Source organism: Streptomyces sp. NPDC030814, from assembly GCF_055572155.1.
The window spans coordinates 1-16,682 of record NZ_JBVIDX010000052.1 but is presented as its reverse complement, the minus strand read 5'-3'; the positions used below and the strand labels follow the sequence as shown (position 1 = coordinate 16,682).

At 72.3% G+C, this 16,682-nt stretch carries 11 protein-coding genes; 3 read left to right on the top strand and 8 right to left on the bottom strand.

Annotated elements, in window-relative coordinates; all coding sequences use genetic code 11:
• Both ACZ43N_RS42505 and ACZ43N_RS42500 read right to left on the bottom strand, forming a co-directional pair.
• Window positions 1–3,230, bottom strand: a 3,230-nt coding sequence (locus ACZ43N_RS42505) for a type I polyketide synthase (protein WP_468105222.1), incomplete at its 3' end; no start/stop codon positions are given.
• A gap of 381 nt (window positions 3,231–3,611) precedes the next feature.
• Window positions 3,612–5,057, bottom strand: a complete 1,446-nt coding sequence (locus ACZ43N_RS42500; protein WP_468105220.1) for a cytochrome P450 — start codon at window positions 5,055–5,057, stop codon at window positions 3,612–3,614.
• A 310-nt stretch (window positions 5,058–5,367) separates the two neighbouring features.
• On the opposite strand from ACZ43N_RS42500, the gene ACZ43N_RS42495 reads away from it, so the two are divergent.
• The 3 genes from ACZ43N_RS42495 (at window position 5,368) to ACZ43N_RS42485 (ending at window position 7,824) form a co-directional block, all read left to right on the top strand.
• Complete coding sequence (locus ACZ43N_RS42495; protein WP_468105219.1) at window positions 5,368–6,144, top strand: VC0807 family protein; 777 nt, start codon at window positions 5,368–5,370, stop codon at window positions 6,142–6,144.
• Window positions 6,145–6,148: 4 nt separating this feature from the next.
• Window positions 6,149–7,135 carry an aldo/keto reductase gene (locus tag ACZ43N_RS42490; RefSeq protein WP_468105217.1) on the top strand — a complete coding sequence of 329 codons (987 nt, stop codon included), beginning with the start codon at window positions 6,149–6,151 and terminating at the stop codon, window positions 7,133–7,135.
• Window positions 7,136–7,653: 518 nt separating this feature from the next.
• Complete coding sequence (locus ACZ43N_RS42485; protein WP_468105215.1) at window positions 7,654–7,824, top strand: hypothetical protein; 171 nt, start codon at window positions 7,654–7,656, stop codon at window positions 7,822–7,824.
• 173 nt (window positions 7,825–7,997) lie between these two features.
• Here ACZ43N_RS42485 and ACZ43N_RS42480 read toward each other — a convergent pair whose 3' ends face one another.
• The 6 genes from ACZ43N_RS42480 to ACZ43N_RS42455 form a co-directional block, all read right to left on the bottom strand.
• Window positions 7,998–9,203: an NAD(P)/FAD-dependent oxidoreductase gene (locus tag ACZ43N_RS42480; protein ID WP_468105214.1), complete on the bottom strand. Its 1,206-nt coding sequence runs from the start codon at window positions 9,201–9,203 to the stop codon at window positions 7,998–8,000.
• Complete coding sequence (rfbB, locus tag ACZ43N_RS42475) at window positions 9,200–10,228, bottom strand: dTDP-glucose 4,6-dehydratase (protein WP_468105213.1); 1,029 nt, start codon at window positions 10,226–10,228, stop codon at window positions 9,200–9,202. The genes ACZ43N_RS42480 and rfbB overlap by 4 nt, the downstream gene beginning before the upstream one ends.
• Window positions 10,225–11,292, bottom strand: a complete 1,068-nt coding sequence (locus ACZ43N_RS42470; protein ID WP_468105211.1) for a glucose-1-phosphate thymidylyltransferase — start codon at window positions 11,290–11,292, stop codon at window positions 10,225–10,227. Before ACZ43N_RS42470 ends, rfbB begins: the two co-directional genes overlap by 4 nt.
• A gap of 46 nt (window positions 11,293–11,338) precedes the next feature.
• Window positions 11,339–11,533 (bottom strand): ferredoxin, encoded by a 195-nt coding sequence (locus tag ACZ43N_RS42465; protein ID WP_468105210.1) that lies wholly within the window; start codon window positions 11,531–11,533, stop codon window positions 11,339–11,341.
• A gap of 62 nt (window positions 11,534–11,595) precedes the next feature.
• The gene (locus tag ACZ43N_RS42460; protein ID WP_468105209.1) at window positions 11,596–12,846 is read right to left on the bottom strand and encodes an activator-dependent family glycosyltransferase; all 1,251 of its coding nucleotides are present in this window, start codon (window positions 12,844–12,846) and stop codon (window positions 11,596–11,598) included.
• On the bottom strand, window positions 12,843–16,682 hold a 3,840-nt coding region (locus ACZ43N_RS42455), incomplete at its 5' end, for an SDR family NAD(P)-dependent oxidoreductase (protein ID WP_468105207.1). The genes ACZ43N_RS42455 and ACZ43N_RS42460, both read right to left, overlap by 4 nt.

The window sequence follows — 16,682 nt, the reverse complement described above, 5'->3', positions numbered from 1 at the left end:
TCACCCCCCTCACTCACCAGCCGCCACAGATCCTCCGGCGAACCCACCCCACCCGGGAACCGGCACGCCATACCGACGATCACCACCGGATCGTCGGCGCTCGTCGGCCCCTGGAGAACAGGCTCGGTGGCGACGGCGCCGGTGATCCGGCCGTCCAGGTAGCCGGCGACGGCAAGGGGGGTCGGGAAGTCGAACAGGAGGGAGGCGGGCAGGGGCAGATCGGTCGCGGCCTTGAGCCGGTTGCGGAGGTCGACGGAGGTGAGGGAGTCGAAGCCGAGATCCTTGAAGGTGCGGCGGGGCTCGACCTGGTCCGCGGAATCGTGGTCGAGGATGCGGGCCGCGTGGTCGCGGACCAGCTCCAGGAGCGCGCCGTGGCGCTCACGCGGCGGCAGGCCGGCCAGGCGGTCGTGGAGCGGCGAGGTCGCGTCGTCGATGTCCTCGTCGTCGGTGACGGTCCCGTTCCCGGCGGTCGCGATGGCCACGGCGGTCCCGGGGGCCGCCCCGGCCGCGGTCCCGTCGGCGACGGCGTCGGTGAGCCAGTAGCGGCGGCGTTGGAAGGCGTACGTGGGCAGTGGGGTACGACGGGTGCGGTGCTCGGCGAAGAGGGGGCTCCAGTCGACGGCGAGACCGCGGGTGTGCAGCGCCGCGAGGGCCGTGACGAAGGCCGCTGTCTCGGAGCGGTCCTTGCGCACGGCGGGGACCGCGAAGGCGTCTTCGTCCTGCAGACTCTGCTCGGCCAGAGCCGTCAGGGTGCCGTCCGGGCCGAGCTCCAGCAGGCGGCGGGCGCCCATTCCGTCCAGTGTCCGGACGCCGTCGGCGAACCGTACGGGCCGTCGGACGTGCTGGGTCCAGTAATCAGGGGACATGAGCTCTTCGGCCGTCGCGAGGCGGCCGGTGACGTCGGAGACGACGGGGAGGGCGGGCTTCCCGTAGGAGACGTCGGCGAGTACGGCGCGGAACTCGTCGAGCATGGGTTCCATGAGCGGGGAGTGGAAGGCGTGGCTGACGCGCAGGGCCGTCACCTTGCGGTCGCGGGCCCGGAAGTGCGCGCTCACCTCCTCGACGGCTTCCTGGGTGCCTGACACCACCACGGTGCAGGGGCCGTTGACCGCGGCGATGCCGACCCGGTCGTTCAGCAGGGGCAGGACCTCGTCCTCGGCCGCCTCCACGGCGACCATCGCGCCGCCCGCGGGGAGTGCCTGCATCAGCCGTCCCCGGGCGGCGATCACACGGCAGGCGTCTGCCAGCGACCAGACGCCGGCCACGTGGGCCGCGGCGATCTCGCCCACGGAGTGGCCGAACACGACGTCGGGGCGTACGCCGTGGGACTCGGCGAGGCGGAAGAGCGCGACCTCGAGGGCGAAGAGCGCGGGCTGGGTGTACTCCGTCCGGATCAGCCGCTCCGCGGCCCCGGCGTCGTCCTGTCCCTCGCCGAAGACCACCTGCCGCAGGCTGAAGGGCAGTTCCCGGTCCACGGCGTCGAAGGCCTCGGCGAAGACGGGGTACGTCTCGTACAACTCGCGTCCCATACCGAGGCGTTGGGAGCCCTGGCCGGCGAAGAGGAAGGCGGTGCGGGTGGATCCGGGGCCTTCGGCGGTGCCGTCGGCGGCGGTCGGGGCGGTCCTCACGGGGGACGGGGCGAAGCCTGTGACGATGTCGTCCGCCGGGGTGCCGCCCACGAGGGTGGTCAGGCCCCGCACGAGTTCGTCCCGGTGTGTGCCGAGCACGACGGCACGGTGTTCGAAGCGGGTTCTGGTCTGGGCCAGCGCGTAGGCGATGTCTGCCGGGTCGGTGGCGGGGTGGGTCTCCAGATGGGTGAGCAGTCGGCGGGCCTGGCCGCGCAGTGCCTTGCGGGTCCGGGCTGAGATGATCCACGGGAGGGTCCCGGCGGCTCGGGGGGTGGTCGCTTCCGGCTCGGCGTGGGTCGTCGGCCCGGCAGCGTCGGGCGTGCCGGTCCCGGCGCCGGGTGTGGGGATGGGCCATTCCTCCAGGACGACGTGGCAGTTGGTGCCGCCCATGCCGAAGGAGCTGACGCCCGCCCGCCGCGGGCCGTCCTGGTCGGGCCACGGCTGGGGCTCGGCCGCGACTCGCAGATTCAGGGTGTCGAGGGGGATAGCGGGGTTCGGGTTCTCGAAGTTGAGGCTGGCGGGGATCTGCCCGTGGCTGAGGGAGAGGACGGTCTTGACGAGCCCGGCGACGCCGGCCGCGCCCTCCAGGTGGCCGATGTTGGTCTTGACGGAGCCGACGAGCAGAGGGGTTTCGTCGGTGCGGGCGCGGCCGACGACCTCGCCGAGCGCGGCGGCCTCGATGGGGTCGCCGAGCCGGGTGCCGGTGCCGTGCAGTTCGACGTACTGGACGTCGGCGGGGTTCACGCCGGCCTGGTGGTAGGCGAGGCGCAGCACTTCCTCCTGGGCCTCGCGCAGCGGTGCGGTCAGGCCGTCGCCGCCGCCGTCGTTGTTGGTGGCGCTGCCGCGGATGACACAGTGGATGCGGTCGCCGTCGGCGAGGGCACGGGTGAGGGGCTTGAGGAGGACGAGGGCGCCTCCTTCGCCGCGGACGTAGCCGTTGGCGCGGGCGTCGAAGGTGTAGCAGTTGCCGTCCGGGGAAAGTGCGCCGAATCCGGCGGAGGCGCGGGCGCTGTCGGGGGCGAGGGTGAGGTTGACCCCGCCGGCCAGGGCGAGTTCGGACTCGCCGCGCCGCAGGCTCTCGCACGCCAGGTGGACGGCGACCAGGGAGGAGGACTGGCCGGCGTCCACGGTCAGGCTGGGGCCGCGCAGGCCGAGGACGTAGGAGAGACGGTTGGCGATGATGCCTCGGTTGAGGCCGCTGAGGGTGTACCGGCCGACGGTCTCGGGGCCGAGGCGGCGGGCGAGGGAGGCGTAGTCGTCCCAGATGGCGCCGACGAAGACCCCGGTGCGGCTGCCGCGCAGCCGCCCGGGTACGACGGCTGCCTCTTCCAGTGCCTCCCAGCCGAGTTCGAGGACCAGGCGCTGTTGGGGGTCCATCGCCGTGGCCTCGCGCGGTGAGATGGCGAAGAAGCCGGGGTCGAAGCGGTCGACGTGGTCGAGGTAGGCGCCGCGGCGGACGTTTCCGGGGGCGGCCGGGTCTGGTTCGGCGAGCGCGTCCCGGCGGTTCTCGGGGGTTTCGGTGACGGCGCTTTCGCCTTCGATCAGGAGGCGCCAGAAGGCCGCGGGGTCGGGTGCCTGGGGAAAGCGGCAGGAAATTCCCACGACCGCGACGGCGTTCTCGAACGCCGTCGCGTCCCGGGATTGCGACGCGATATGGGTCGTCTTCCCCGGAAGGGATTCACGCTCTTCGGGAACGTCCTCTTCCCGAGCGTTTTCGTGTCCCTGAAGGGATTCCGACGTGTTTCCCCGTGCGTGTGCGTCTTCTGGCAACACGGCCACTGCCTCCGCCCTACGGATCCGGCTCAACTTCCGGCCGCGTATTCCGGCCGGATCCGACTCCCGCGCGACCTGCGAGACGATCGATGGTTGCTGTGCGATCGATGGTTCCGGTGTTCGTCATACTGGTGGCTGCCGGGGGATCAGTCCCGCGGGCAGCTAGTGATCTAGGGAGACTTCTACTTCTTCGCCCCTGGTCAGCGGCGTTCAGCGCCTGCGGTGGGCGATCATTTCGAGGCCGCCGCGGGGCTGCAGGGTGATGTCGCTCGCGACCCGGACGGGCCCCTTGTCCGCCGGCTCGAACTCCCAGTGGCGGCTGAGGGTCGCCAGAGCCATGACGCCTTCCATCTGGGCGAAGACGTTGCCGATGCACTGGCGGGGTCCGGCGCCGAAGGGAAGGTAGGCCAGCCTCGGTCGGCCGGCGGCCTTGGCGTGGCCCGCCAGAGGGTCGGACGGATCGGTCTCGGTCAGGAACCGCTGGGGGGCGAACCGCTCGGGCTCGGGCCACCAGGTGGGATCGCGGTGCAGGACGTACGGGCTGCAGATGACCACGCTGTTGCGCGGGATATGGTACCCGTTGGCCGTGTAGTCCTCCAGTGAACGCCGCACCAGGTTCCAGGCCGGCGGGTACAGGCGCAGCGCCTCGGAGTACACGGCGTCGGCGTACTTCAGGTCGGGCAGGTCCTCGACGGTGGGCAGCCTGTCACCGAGGACCTCGTCGACCTCGGCGTGCAGCCGCTCGCGTGTCTCCGGGTTGGTGCCGAGCAGGTGGTAGGCCCAGGTCAGGGCACCCGAGGACGTCTCGTGACCGGCCATCAGCAAGGTGACGGCCTCGTCGCGCACTTCGACATCGGTGAGGTGCTCGCCGGTGTCGGCGTCGGTGACGGTCAGCAGTACGGACAGCAGGTCCGCGCCGTCGCCGGAGCCCCGGCGCCGTTCCTCGATCATGGCGTAGACGATGTCGTCGATGTTCCGCAGGCCGCGCTTCAGCTGGCGGTTCGCGGGCAGCGGGAGACGCAGCAGGATCTTGCCGAAGGGGCTCAACTCCCAGCGCAGCGGGCCGCCCTCGCGTGGGAAGGCGGTACGGATGCTTTCGGCGGCCTCGCTCTTGAGGGACACGTCGAACAGGGTGCGGGTGACCATGCCGAGCGCGAGTTCGTACATCGACTCGTGGAAGTTGAACTTCTCGCCGTCGGTGAACTTGGCGGACGCCTCGTCGGCGATGGCGGCGAACGTGGAGCCGTATCCCGCGATGCGCTTGCGGTGGAAGACCGGTTGGATGAGCCGTCGCTGCCTGCGGTGATAGGTGCCGACGCTGGTCACCAGGCCCTTGCCCAGGACGTTGCGGCCCAGGATGGTCTCGAGGTTGGCGCCCCAGTCGTCGGGGCCGGGGCCGGTCTTCTTGGTGTCCTTGTCGAAGCGGCGGCTGGAGGCGACGATGACGTCCTGGACGACATCGAAGTCGCTGAGGAGGAAGACCTCGTCCTTTCCCATGGGAATGCGGACTACGGGGCCGTGCTTGTCGCGCAGACGGGACATGTAGCCCGGAATGTTACGGATGACCTCGCGCATCTCCTTCAGGCCCAAGGAGTCCGGGGTGGGTATGGACTCGGTCGGCGCGGCCGATCCGGGAGTTGTTTGAACATCGGTCACGGAGGTCTCCTGGTCTGCGGAGGCGGACAGGGTTCGGTGTGCCGGGGCGACTGTGCGCGGATCGGATTCCTGCGGCCGCGGCGAAAAGGGACATTTGCCCGAGTGGACCTGGCGCCCGACGCTAACACCGGGGGGACGGCAGGCGATGAAGTGCCGCCGACTTCTAGGGAATTCCAAAGGGTTGGCGCGATGCGGTCGATGATGGCGGGCCCGTGGCCGGGGTCGCCCGTACGCTGTGCGTGTGCCGGACTGCCTCGGCATCAGGGCGACCCGGTACCCGTTCCGTATGCCCCCACCGGACGGAGAACTCATGACCAGCGGCGGAAGCACACCCCTGGGACAGCCACCGAACGGCACCGCCGGCGGCCCGGCCGATGGCCGGGACACCGTGCACGGCGCTCCTCGCACCGACTCCGGGCCTCCGCTGCTGCTGACCGTCCTGGTGGACCTCGGCATACCCGTCGGCCTGTACTACGGGCTGACGGCGGCGGGGGTGAGCGATGTGATCGCGCTGACCGCCGGGGCCGTGGTGCCGGGGGTGTCGACGCTGGTGCGCTTCGCGCGGACGCGACGGGTGGACGTGCTCGGCGCGTTCGTGACGACGATGCTGGTCCTCAGCATCGTCGTGTCGCTGGCAGGAGGGAGCGCGCGGCTGCTGCTGGTGCGGGACGGCTGGCTGACGGCGGTGGCCGGACTCGGCTTCCTGGCGTCCCTGCGCGGCAGGCGGCCGCTGGCATTCGGCTTTTCCCGCCGGCTGCTGGAGCGGCGTACCACGGGCGGCCGGGACTGGGACCAACTCTGGGACGAGGAACCGCATTTCCGGCGGATCTGGCGGGTCACCACGGTGATCTGGGGCATCGGGCTGCTGGTGGACTCCGGGATCCGGACGCTGATGGCGTACACGCTGCCGGTGAACGTGGTGCCCGCGCTCAACGGCGCCCAGTACGGCGTCTTCACCCTGCTGATGCTGGTGATCGTCAACATCTACCACGCACGCGCCGGTCTCTGGCCGATCCTGACGCCGCAACCCGGCGCTCCCTCGGCCGGCGGCCAGGAGACCGGGGCCGGCCCTCACTCACGAGGATGACTACGTGTTGCACACTCAGCTGGGCCGGACGGGCCTGCGCGTCAGCAGGCTGGTCCTCGGCACCGTGAACTTCGGTGGCCGGGTGGAGGAACCCGAAGCACACCGTCTGATGGACCATGCCCTCGCCGAGGGCATCAACTTCGTCGACACGGCCAACATCTACGGCTGGCGCGTGTACAAGGGGCACACGGAGGAGGTCATCGGCAGATGGCTGGCCAAGAGCCCCTCCCGGCGTGACGAGGTCGTCCTCGCCACCAAGGTCGGCGACCCGATGGGGGACGGCCTCAACGCGCACGGACTGTCCGTGCGCAACATCGTCGCCGCCTGCGAGGCGTCGCTGCGGCGGCTCGGCACGGACTGGATCGACCTCTACCAGATGCACCACATCGACCGGTCCGTGGGCTGGGACGAGGTGTGGCAGGCGATGGACCTGCTCGTCGCCCAGGGAAAGGTGCGGTACGTCGGCTCGTCCAACTTCGCCGGCTGGGACATCGCGTCGGCCCAGGAGGCGGCCAGGCGCCGGAACACCCTCGGCCTGGTGTCCGAGCAGTGCGTCTACAACCTCGTCACACGCCACGCCGAGTTGGAGGTCATCCCCGCGGCGCAGGCGTACGGGCTGGGGGTCCTGGTCTGGTCCCCGTTGCACGGCGGTCTGCTCAGCGGTGTCCTGCGCAAGCTGCGGGAGAACGACGCCGTGAAGTCGGCCCAAGGGCGGGCCGCCGAGGCCCTCGACCGGCACCGCGACACCATCGACACCTACGAGAAGCTCTGCGCCGACCACGGTCTCGACCCCGCGGAGGCCGGGCTGGCCTGGACTCTCTCCCGCCCCGGTGTGACGGGCGCGGTGATCGGTCCACGGACGGAACAGCATGTCGACGGGGCTCTCTCCGCGCTCCGTTCTCCTCTGCCGGAATCCTTCGCGGCGAGGCTCGACGACCTCTTCCCACCCATCGGACGCGGCGGCCCGGCACCTGACGCATGGCTGTCCTGACGGACCGCCCCCGCGGGTGGCCGGTGGGACCACGCCGCCCACCGGGCGAGCGCCCCGGCCACCGTGGTCCGGGCCGGGCGGCCCGGCCCGGACCACGGTGGAGCGAATCCCGTGACCAACCGGCCGGTGCCCGCGCGCGTCACCGCCGTACCTCCCGTCGCCGCCCGGACGGCCGGATGCAGAGGAGTACGCCCTGACGCGCCGCGAGGAGGGCGCGCACTCCATCAAGCTCATGTTCGACGACGGCGGCCACCGTGCCCACCTTCCCACGCTCGACGCGGCTACCGCCGCCGGCGTCACCGAAGCCGCCCGGGTGGCCGGCCTGTTCACCGCCGCCCACATGGCCGACGCTGGGACCGTGCGCACGCAGGCGTCGACGCGTTCACCCACCTCCAGCTGGACGCGCCACTCCCCCACGAGCGGTCGACCGGGCCGCGGCGGAAGGCAGGGCCATTCCCACGGTCTGTGTTCCGGCTGACGCCAGCGCCGCGGTCCGCACCGGACGCATGGACCTGGCCGTGCCCCTCGCGCCCCCGGGCCTCGACTTCGCCCATGTCCTCGCCGCCACCCGGCGACTGCACCGGGCCGGAGTGCCGTTGACGCCGGGCACGGACGCCAACAACGCCCGGAGCGGACCCGTCCTGCGGTCCACGGGGTGGCGCTGCACCGCGAACGCGAACCGCTGGTGACGGCCGGCCTGACCCGGATCGAGGCACTCACGCCGCGACGGCGGCCGGCCCCCGCACTCCACTTCGGACTGCACGATCGCGGCCGGATCGCCCCTGCTCTGCGGGCCGACCTGTCCTCGTCGAGGACGACCCACGCAGGACATCACCGTCACCCGGGACCATGCGTGAACTCATCAGCCGGTAGGTGCCTCCGTGGGCAGCCCCGTCCACACGGCTTCGCTCTCCACCAAGGGCCGGAGCTGCTGGACGGAACGCGGCATGTCGACCGCGACGGCGCCGCGGACCCGGTCCCGGACGCAGTAGACGGCCGTGAACCTGCGCTCGGCGGGGCTGCCTTCGACGATGTGGCAGCTGTCGGTCCCGGCAAGCTCACCGAACACCTGGATCTTCAGGTCGTGCTGGTCGGTCCAGAAGTACGGCAGCGGCGCGACGGGCCGGGCGCCGGCGCCGGCGAGCAGGTTGCGGGCGACCGCGACCGCCTGTTCGGTGGCCTGTGTGCGGTGCTCCCACCGTCTGCGCCGCCCCGTGCGCGGGTCGGGCCGGTTCGCGATGTCGCCGGCGGCCCACACTCCGGGTGCGGCCGCGCCCAGGCCGTCGCAGACGACGCCGTCCCCGGTGGGGATCCCGCTGCCCGCCAGCCACTCGGTGTCGGGGAGTGAGCCGACCGCGACCAGCACCACGTCCGCGGGGAGACGCGTTCCGTCGGCCAGCAGGACTCCGGTGGCGGTGCCGCCCTCACCCGTCACCATGGACACACTCCCCCGTCGGAAACGCAGCCCGAGGTCGCGGTGGACGGCGGCGACCAAGCCCGCCGCCTGCGGCCCGAGCAGGTCGAGCAGCGGCACGGGTTCGGTGCCGACCAGCGTGACATCGGCCCCCAGGGAGCGGGCGGCGACGGCCGCCTCCGTGCCGAGCAGACCGGCCCCCGCCACCACCAGCCGCCGTCCTTCGCCCAGGGCCTCTCGCAGGGCGAGGGCGTCGTCGAGGGTGCGCAGGACGTGGACACCGGCCAGTCCCTGGGTACCGGGCAGCGTCCGGGGCCGGACGCCGGTCGCGACGACGACGGCGTCCGCGCGCAGCCGACTGCCGTCGTCGAGTTCGACCGCCCGGCCGGCCGTGTCCAGCCGGGTGGCGGCGGTGCCGAGGCGCATGTCGATGCCGAGGCGGTCGTGGACCTCGGGCCCGCGCAGCCGGATCCGGTCCGGTTCCCACCTGCCGGAGAGGATCTGCTTGGACAGGGGCGGCCGGTCGTACGGCGCGTGCGGTTCGGCGCCGACGAGGGTGAGGCGGCCCTCGTAGCCCTGCCGTCTGAGGGTCTCGGCGGTGGTGGCGCCGGCGGCGCCCGCGCCGACGACCACGATGTCGTCGAGGCCGGTCAACGGGTCACCCCCACGGTCGTTTTCAGCGGCTCCCACCAGGCCCGGTTCTCCCGGTACCAGGCGACGGTCTCGGCCAGGCCGGTGGCGAAGTCCTTGCGCGGCCGGTAGCCGAGCTCGTCGCGGATCTTGGACCAGTCGACGCAGTAACGGCGGTCGTGGCCCTTGCGGTCCGTGACGTACTCGACGCGGTCGGGCCCGGCGCCGCACGCGTCGAGGAGGAGGTCGGTCAGACGGCGGTTGGTCAGTTCGGTGCCGCCGCCGATGTTGTAGACCTCGCCCGCGCGGCCTCGGGTGCGGACCAGCTCGATGCCCTGCACGTGGTCGTCGACGTGCAGCCAGTCGCGTACGTTGCCGCCGTCCCCGTACAGCGGCACCTTGTGGCCGTCGAGGAGGTTGGTGACGAACAGCGGGACGACCTTCTCCGGGTACTGGTGGTGGCCGTAGTTGTTGGAGCACCGGGTCACCCGCACGTCCAGGCCGTGGGTGCGGTGGTGGGCCAGGGCCAGCAGGTCGGAGGAGGCCTTGGAGGCGGAGTAGGGGGAGTTGGGGAGCAGGGCGCTCTCCTCGGTCCAGGCCCCGGTGTCGATGGAGCCGTACACCTCGTCGGTGGAGACGTGCACGAAGGTGCGGACGCCGTGGCGCAGAGCCGCGTCGAGCAGGGTCTGGGTGCCCAGGACGTTGGTGCCGACGAACTCGGCGGAGTTCAGGATCGAGCGGTCCACGTGGGACTCGGCGGCGAAGTGCACCACCTCGTCGTGGTCGGCCATGAGGTCGTCGACGAGTTCCCGGTCGCGGATGTCGCCTTTGACGAAGGAGAACGCGGGATGGTCGTGCACGGGGTCCAGATTGGCCGGGTTGCCGGCGTAGGTGAGCTTGTCCAGGACGGTGACGGTGACGCCGGCCGGACCGCCGGGTCCGAGCAGGGTCCGCACGTGGTGGGAGCCGATGAAGCCGGCGCCGCCGGTCACCAGGATGCGGGCGGCGCCCGTGGCGGCGGCGGACGGGTCGGGGTTCTGACTGGTCATGAGGAGATCTGCACCCGCCCGTGGTCGCCTATCACCAGCCGGTGGGTGGCGGGCACGCGAGGGCCCAGGGAGACGCGTACGTTGCGTCCGACGAGGGAGCCCTCCACGCGGCGGATGCTGTCGAACCTGGACTCCCGCAGAATGATCGAGAACTCGATCTCGCTGTTGCGGATGACGCAGTCCTGCGCGATGGCCGTCGACGGCCCGATGTAGGAGTCCTCGACCACGGTGCCGGGACCGATGATCGCCGGCCCCACGATGCGTGAGCCGCGGATGACGGCACCGGCGTCGATGTGCACCCGGCCGACGATCTCGCTGGCCTCGTCGACGTCCCCGTCGACGCGGTACTCCAGCAGGTCCAGCAGTCTGCGGTTGACGTCGAGGATGTCCGCGGCGTTTCCGGTGTCCTTCCAGTATCCGGTGATCACGGTGGTGCGCACGTCGTGGTCCCGTTCCAGCAGCCACTGGATGGCATCGGTGATCTCCAGCTCGCCGCGCGCGGAAGGACGGATGGCGCGCACCGCCTCGTGGATCGCGGGGCCGAAGAGGTACACGCCGACCAGCGCGAGGTCGCTGCGGGGCTGCTCGGGTTTCTCCTCCAGGCGTACCAGCCGTCCGAGGTCGTCGAGTTCGGCGACACCGAAGGCGGACGGATTGGGCACCCGGGTGAGCAGGAGCTGGGCGTCCGGACGCTCCTTGCGGAACTCGTCCACGGAGTCGGTGATCCCTCCGAAGACGAAGTTGTCGCCGAGGAACATCACGAAGTCGTCGTCGCCCAGGAAGTCACGGGCGATGAGCACGGCGTGGGACAGGCCCAGCGGGGCCTCCTGCCGCAGGTAGGTGACGTCGAGTCCGAAGTCGGAGCCGTCACCGACGGCCTGCCGGATCTCGGCCTCCGTGTCGCCGACGACGATCGCGACCTCGGTGATCCCGGCGTCCGCGATCGCCTCCAGGCCGTAGAAGAGGATGGGCTTGTTGGCGACCGGGACCAACTGCTTCGCCGAGGTGTGGGTGATCGGCCGCAGCCGGGTGCCCGCACCGCCCGAGAGCACGAGAGCCTTCACGGTTTCCATCCCGCCTAACTGGTGTCGTGGGTGTGAGGGGCGGCGGTCAGGACTGCAGTTCGATCGCGCCCGAGGGGCAGATCAGCTCCGCCTCGGTCACGGCGTCGTGCAGGTCCTGTGACGGCTCGGGCTGGAGCAGCTCCACCAGACCGTCCTCGCGGTTCTGCTCGAAGACGGCGGCGGCGGCAAGCACGCACTGACCGGCTCCGACACAGCGCTCGCGGTCCACATTGATCTTCACGGTTCGTTCCTGTTCCTTCGGTCGGTTGGGTTCGCGGTGCGGAGGGCGGCGGGCGGCGGTGCTCAGCGCACTTCCGCCAGTCGCTCCAGGGTGGCCACCAGGTCGTGCGGGCTCGGCATCGCCTCGGACTCGGCCCGCAGGCGCAGCGCTGCCTCACCGGCATCCGGCTGCCCGACGAACCGCCGCACCCCCTCGCGGACCTTCTCCACGGTGGCGTCACCGTGGTGCAGGTACACGCCCGCTCCCACGCGCTCGAGCGCCTGCCCGCGCTGCTCGTGGTCGGCGATCAGGGTGGACAGCATCATCTGGGGCACTCCGGCCGCCATGGCGGTGGCGAAGGTGCCGTAGCCGCCGTGGTGGATCACGGCCGAGCAGCTCGGCAGCAGGGTGCTCAGGGCGACCGAGTCGACGGCTCTGGCGTTGTCGGGAACGGTGCGGAGCTGCTCCAGCTGCGCGGGCAGCAGGGCGGCCACCACCTCCACGTCCTCGTCTGCCAGGGCGTCGAGGATCTCCGGTACGGAGACGTAGTCGCCGCCGTAGTCCTCAGTGTTGGAGGTGCCCAGGCTGAGACAGACCCGCGGCCGCTTGGGCGCCTCGCGCAGCCAGTCCCACACCACGGCGCGTCCGTTGTAGGGGACGTACCGCATGGGGAGTTCTGGGGACGCCGACGCGATCGACAGGGACTGGGGCAGGGTGCTGATGGTGGCCTGGCCGTGCAGGAGCTCCTCGTCGCAGGAGAACCCGTACGGCTCGGACCTCGCCGCGATCCAGTCGGCGAGCGGATCGACGCGCTCGGCCTCGGGCTGCTCGCGCATCAGCTCCAGATACGTCTGCCGGGTACGGCCCCACACATCGGAGCACCACATCAGGCGGGCGTGGGCGGCCCCGCTGATCCGGGCGGCGATGCCACCGGCGTACGCCAGTGGGTCCCGGATCACCAGGTCGGGCCGCCAGCCCTGGGCGAAGGCGGCCAGGTCCTCGATCATGGAGTCGTTGTAGGGGGCGAAGGCGTACGGCACGCTCAGTGCCATGCGCTCCTTCAGCTCCGCCCAGTCCACCTGGTCGCGTTCGCAGCGGCTCCAGTTCGCGGTCGAGTAGTCCTGCGACTCGCGGTAGGCGGACATGTCCCGGTGGAGGCCGTGGTCGGTGCCGACGGGTACGGCGGTGAGTCCGGCGCGTGTGATGGTCTCGATCGCCAGCGGATGGCTGGCCACACGGACGTCGTGCCCGGCCGCGCTGAGCGCCCACGCCAGCGGAACCATGAGATACACGTGGGATTTCTCGGACAGGCTGACGAACAGGACCCGCATCATGCTCCCTCGGTCGGTCGGGCCGGTTCACGGCCCGCGGTCTGCGATGGGAGTACCGTGGCGATCCAGCCCGCGAGGGCACCCGCCGTGGTGGCGGCATGGGACTCCATCATCGTGAAGTGGTTGCCGGGGACCTCGACGACGCCGTCCGCGCCCTCCCAGGAGCTCTGCCACTCCCCCGGCGCGAGCGGCTCCTGTCCGGCGGCGGTCACCGGCGGCTCGGCGGGCCGCACCAGCAGCACGGGCGTGGCCAGGTCGCCCGGGTCCCACTCGCCGATCATCCGGATGTACCAGCTCATCGCCGAGAGCCGGTCGGAGTCCATGTGCGCGAACATGGACTCCCGGTCGAACATCCCGCCCAGCATCTCGGCCGAGAAGCGGGTGAACGGCGAGTCCGCGCGCGGCATGTAGGTGTCGAGGAGTGCCACCCCCAGCGGCGGATGCCCCGACCGCTCCAGATGGCGGGCGGCGGCGAGGGCCAGGATGCCCCCGGAGGACGACCCGGTCAGCACGAACGGCCTGCCGTCCGCGCACCGCAGCACCCACTCGGCCTGCGTCCTCGCCACCACGTCCAGTGTGGCGGGCAGCGGCTCGCCGCGGCCGAAGCCTGGGGTGGGGAGCGCCCACACGTCCTGCCAGCCGCGGAACGCGGAGGCGAACCGCGCGTACTGGTGCACACCGGCCAGTGCCACGTACGAGCTGAAGCAGATCAGCGCGGGCCCTTCGTCTCCGGCGGCCAGCCGCAGCCCGGCGGTCCCGACGGTCAGGTCGGACGGGGACTCGAACACCGGCCGCAGTTCGGCGACCGCCTGCAGCAGGGCGAAGCCGTCGTCGACACGGCCCTGTTCGCAGGCGCCGCGGAACAGCGCGCCCACGGTGTCCTCCGGGCGGGCGGCGCGCCCAGCCGTGTCGTCGTCGCTGCGGGCCGCACCCTGGCCGTCCGGTTCCGGGGAGGCCGCCGCCGTGAACCGTTCGGCGAGGTCGGCGGCGAGCGCCTGCGGGGTGTCGAGGTCGAAGACGAGGGTCGGGGGCAGCCGGAATCCGGCCAGGGAGCCGAGCCTGTTGCGCAGTTCCACGGCGGTCAGCGAGTCGAATCCCAGTTCCGCGAAGTGCCGGTCGGGCAGCACCTCGTCCGTCGAGTCGTACCCGAGGACGGCGGCGACCTGGTCCCGGACCGTGTCCAGCAGCAGTCCGAGCCGCTCCGGGCCGGCGAGGCCCGCGAGGCGTGCGGACAGCGACCGTCCGCCGTCCGCCGGCGCCTCGGAGGCCGCCGTGCGCCGCACCGCCGTACGGGACGCGGCCGCCGGCGACTGCCTGGCGACGGCGACCACGGCGGCCTCGGGAGCGGCGACGGCGGCGTCGAAGAGGGCGAGTCCTGCTCCGGCGGTCAGCGGCAGCATGCCGTTTCTGGCCATCCGCTCCCGGTCTGCGGCGCCGAGGCCCGCGGTCATGCCGCTCTCGGCCTCCCACAGCCCCCAGGCGATGGACGTGGCGGGCAGCCCGCTCGCCCGCCGGTGCCGGGCGAGCCCGTCGAGGAAGGCGTTGGCGGCCGCGTAGGCGCCCTGCCCCGCCGCGCCGAAGGTGCCCGCCGCGGACGAGAACACCACGAACGCCGACAGGTTCAGTTGCTCCGTCAACCGGTGCAGATGCCAGGCCGCGTCCGCCTTGGGCCGCAGGACCGCGTCGGTCTGGGCGTCGGTCAGGGAGGTCAGGGTCGCGTCGTCGACGACACCGGCGACATGCACGACCGCGGTCAGCGGATGCTCGTCGGGCACACGGGCGAGCAGCTCGGCGAGCCGGTCCGGGTCGGCGACGTCACAGGCGGCGAGGGTCACCTCGGCGCCGTGCGCGCCCAGCTCGGCGACCAGCGCGTCCGCCCCCGGCGCGTCCGCGCCCCGCCGGGACGCCAGCAGCAGCCGGCGCGCTCCGTGCGCGGTGACCAGATGCCGTGCCACCAGGGTGCCGAGGGCTCCGGTGGCGCCGGTGACGAGGACGGTGCCTGCGGACGCGAACGGGGTCACGGACGCCAGGTCACCCTCGGGGGCCGGACCGGGCGCCGTGAGGTGGGGCACCAGAAGCGCACCGGCGCGTACGGCGGACTGCGGGTGGCCGGCGGCGATCGCGGCCGCAAGGATGCCGGCCGGTCCGTCGTCGTCCGCCCCGGTGGGCGTCCCGAGGTCCAACAGCCGTACCTGGTCGGGGTGTTCGAGCTGGGCGGAGCGGACGAGCCCCCACAGTGCGGCGCCGGCGAAGTCGCCGACGTCCTCCCCATCGGCGGTGGCGAGGGCGCCGCGAGTGACCAGGACCAGGCGCGAGTCGGCGAACCGGTCGTCGCCGACCCAGTGCCGGACCAGGCCGACGGCCGCGGCCAGCAGTTCCCTCGTGCCCTCGGGGGCGGGCCCGGCGGAGCCGGCGCAGGTGGTGAGGACGACCTTGGGCGCGGCGGTGCCGGTGTCGACGGCCGCGGCGAGTGAGGCGAGGTCGGCGTAGCACTCCAGGTGGACCCCGGCGGCGTCCAGTGTCTCGGCGAGACCACCATCGCCCTGCCCGATCAGCGCCCAGCGCACGGTCTCGGGCGCCGGGGCGACGGGCTGCGGGTCGGCGTGCCTCCAGCCCTGGACCAGCAGGGATGGCGCCGTGGAAGCCGTACCGCCCTCGGAGGCGTCGTGCAACTGCCCGGCGGAAACCCTCCGCAACATCAGTCCGTCCACGGTGGCGACCGGCCTGCCGTCGGTGTCGTGGACGGACAGCGTGTACTCGTCCGGACGGCCGTCGGGCGCCAGGTGGACGCGCAGCGCGCTCGCCCCGGTGGCGTGCAGGGAGAAGCCGCTCCAGGCGAACGGCAGGGCCGCCGCGGCCTCCTCGTCACCGGAAGCGTCCAGCGCCCTGACCAGCAGGGTCTGCACGGCGGCATCCAGCAGGGCCGGGTGCAGCGCGTAGCGGGCCGCCTCCGCGCGGTGCGACTCCGGCAGCGCCACCTCGGCGAACAGGTCCCGGTCCCGGCGCCACACCCGGCCGAGGCCCTGGAAGACCGGCCCGTAGTCGAACCCTCCGGCGGCGAACGACTCGTACCAGTCACCCTCCCCCGCAGGGTCCGGCACGACAGGGACGGCGTCCGGCGGCGGCCACGCACCGCAACCCGGCGGCACCGGCCCGCGCTCCTCGGCGAGCAGCCCCTGGGCATGACGGGTCCACGGCTGGTCGACCGCGGCGTCGGCGGCCCTGGAGTGCACACTGAACGGCCGCCGCCCGTCCTCGGTCTCCCCGCCGAGGGCGATCTGGAGCTGCACTGCGCCACGCTCGGGCAGCACCAGCGGGGTCTGAAGGGTCAGCTCGGCGACATGACCGAGACCGACCTGGTCACCGGCGTGCACGGCCAGTTCGAGGTACGCGGTGGCGGGCAGGATGGTACGGCCCAGCACACGATGGTCGGCGAGCCATGTGTGGGTGCGGGCCGACAACCGCCCACTGAGAACCAGCCCACCGGTCTCGGCGACCCTGACGGCGGCCGACAGCAGGGGGTGCTCGGCGCGCTCCAGCCCGGCAGCGGTGACGTCCCCGGCATGGTCGGCGGCGTCCAGCCAGTAGCGGCGCCGCTGGAAGGCGTAGGTCGGCAGCAGCACCGGTGAGGAGCAGGGCAGTTGAGCGGCCCAGTCGACAGGAGCGCCGTGGACGAACAGCGCGGCGAGGGCGGCGAGGAGGGAGGGGGCCTCGGGCCGGTCCTTGCGCAGCAGCGGTACGAAAACGGTGGCGTCGGTGGCGTCGAGGCAGGCCTGGGCGAGTGCGGTGAGGGTGCCGTCCGGGCCGAGTTCCACATAACGGCCGACGCCCTGCCCGGC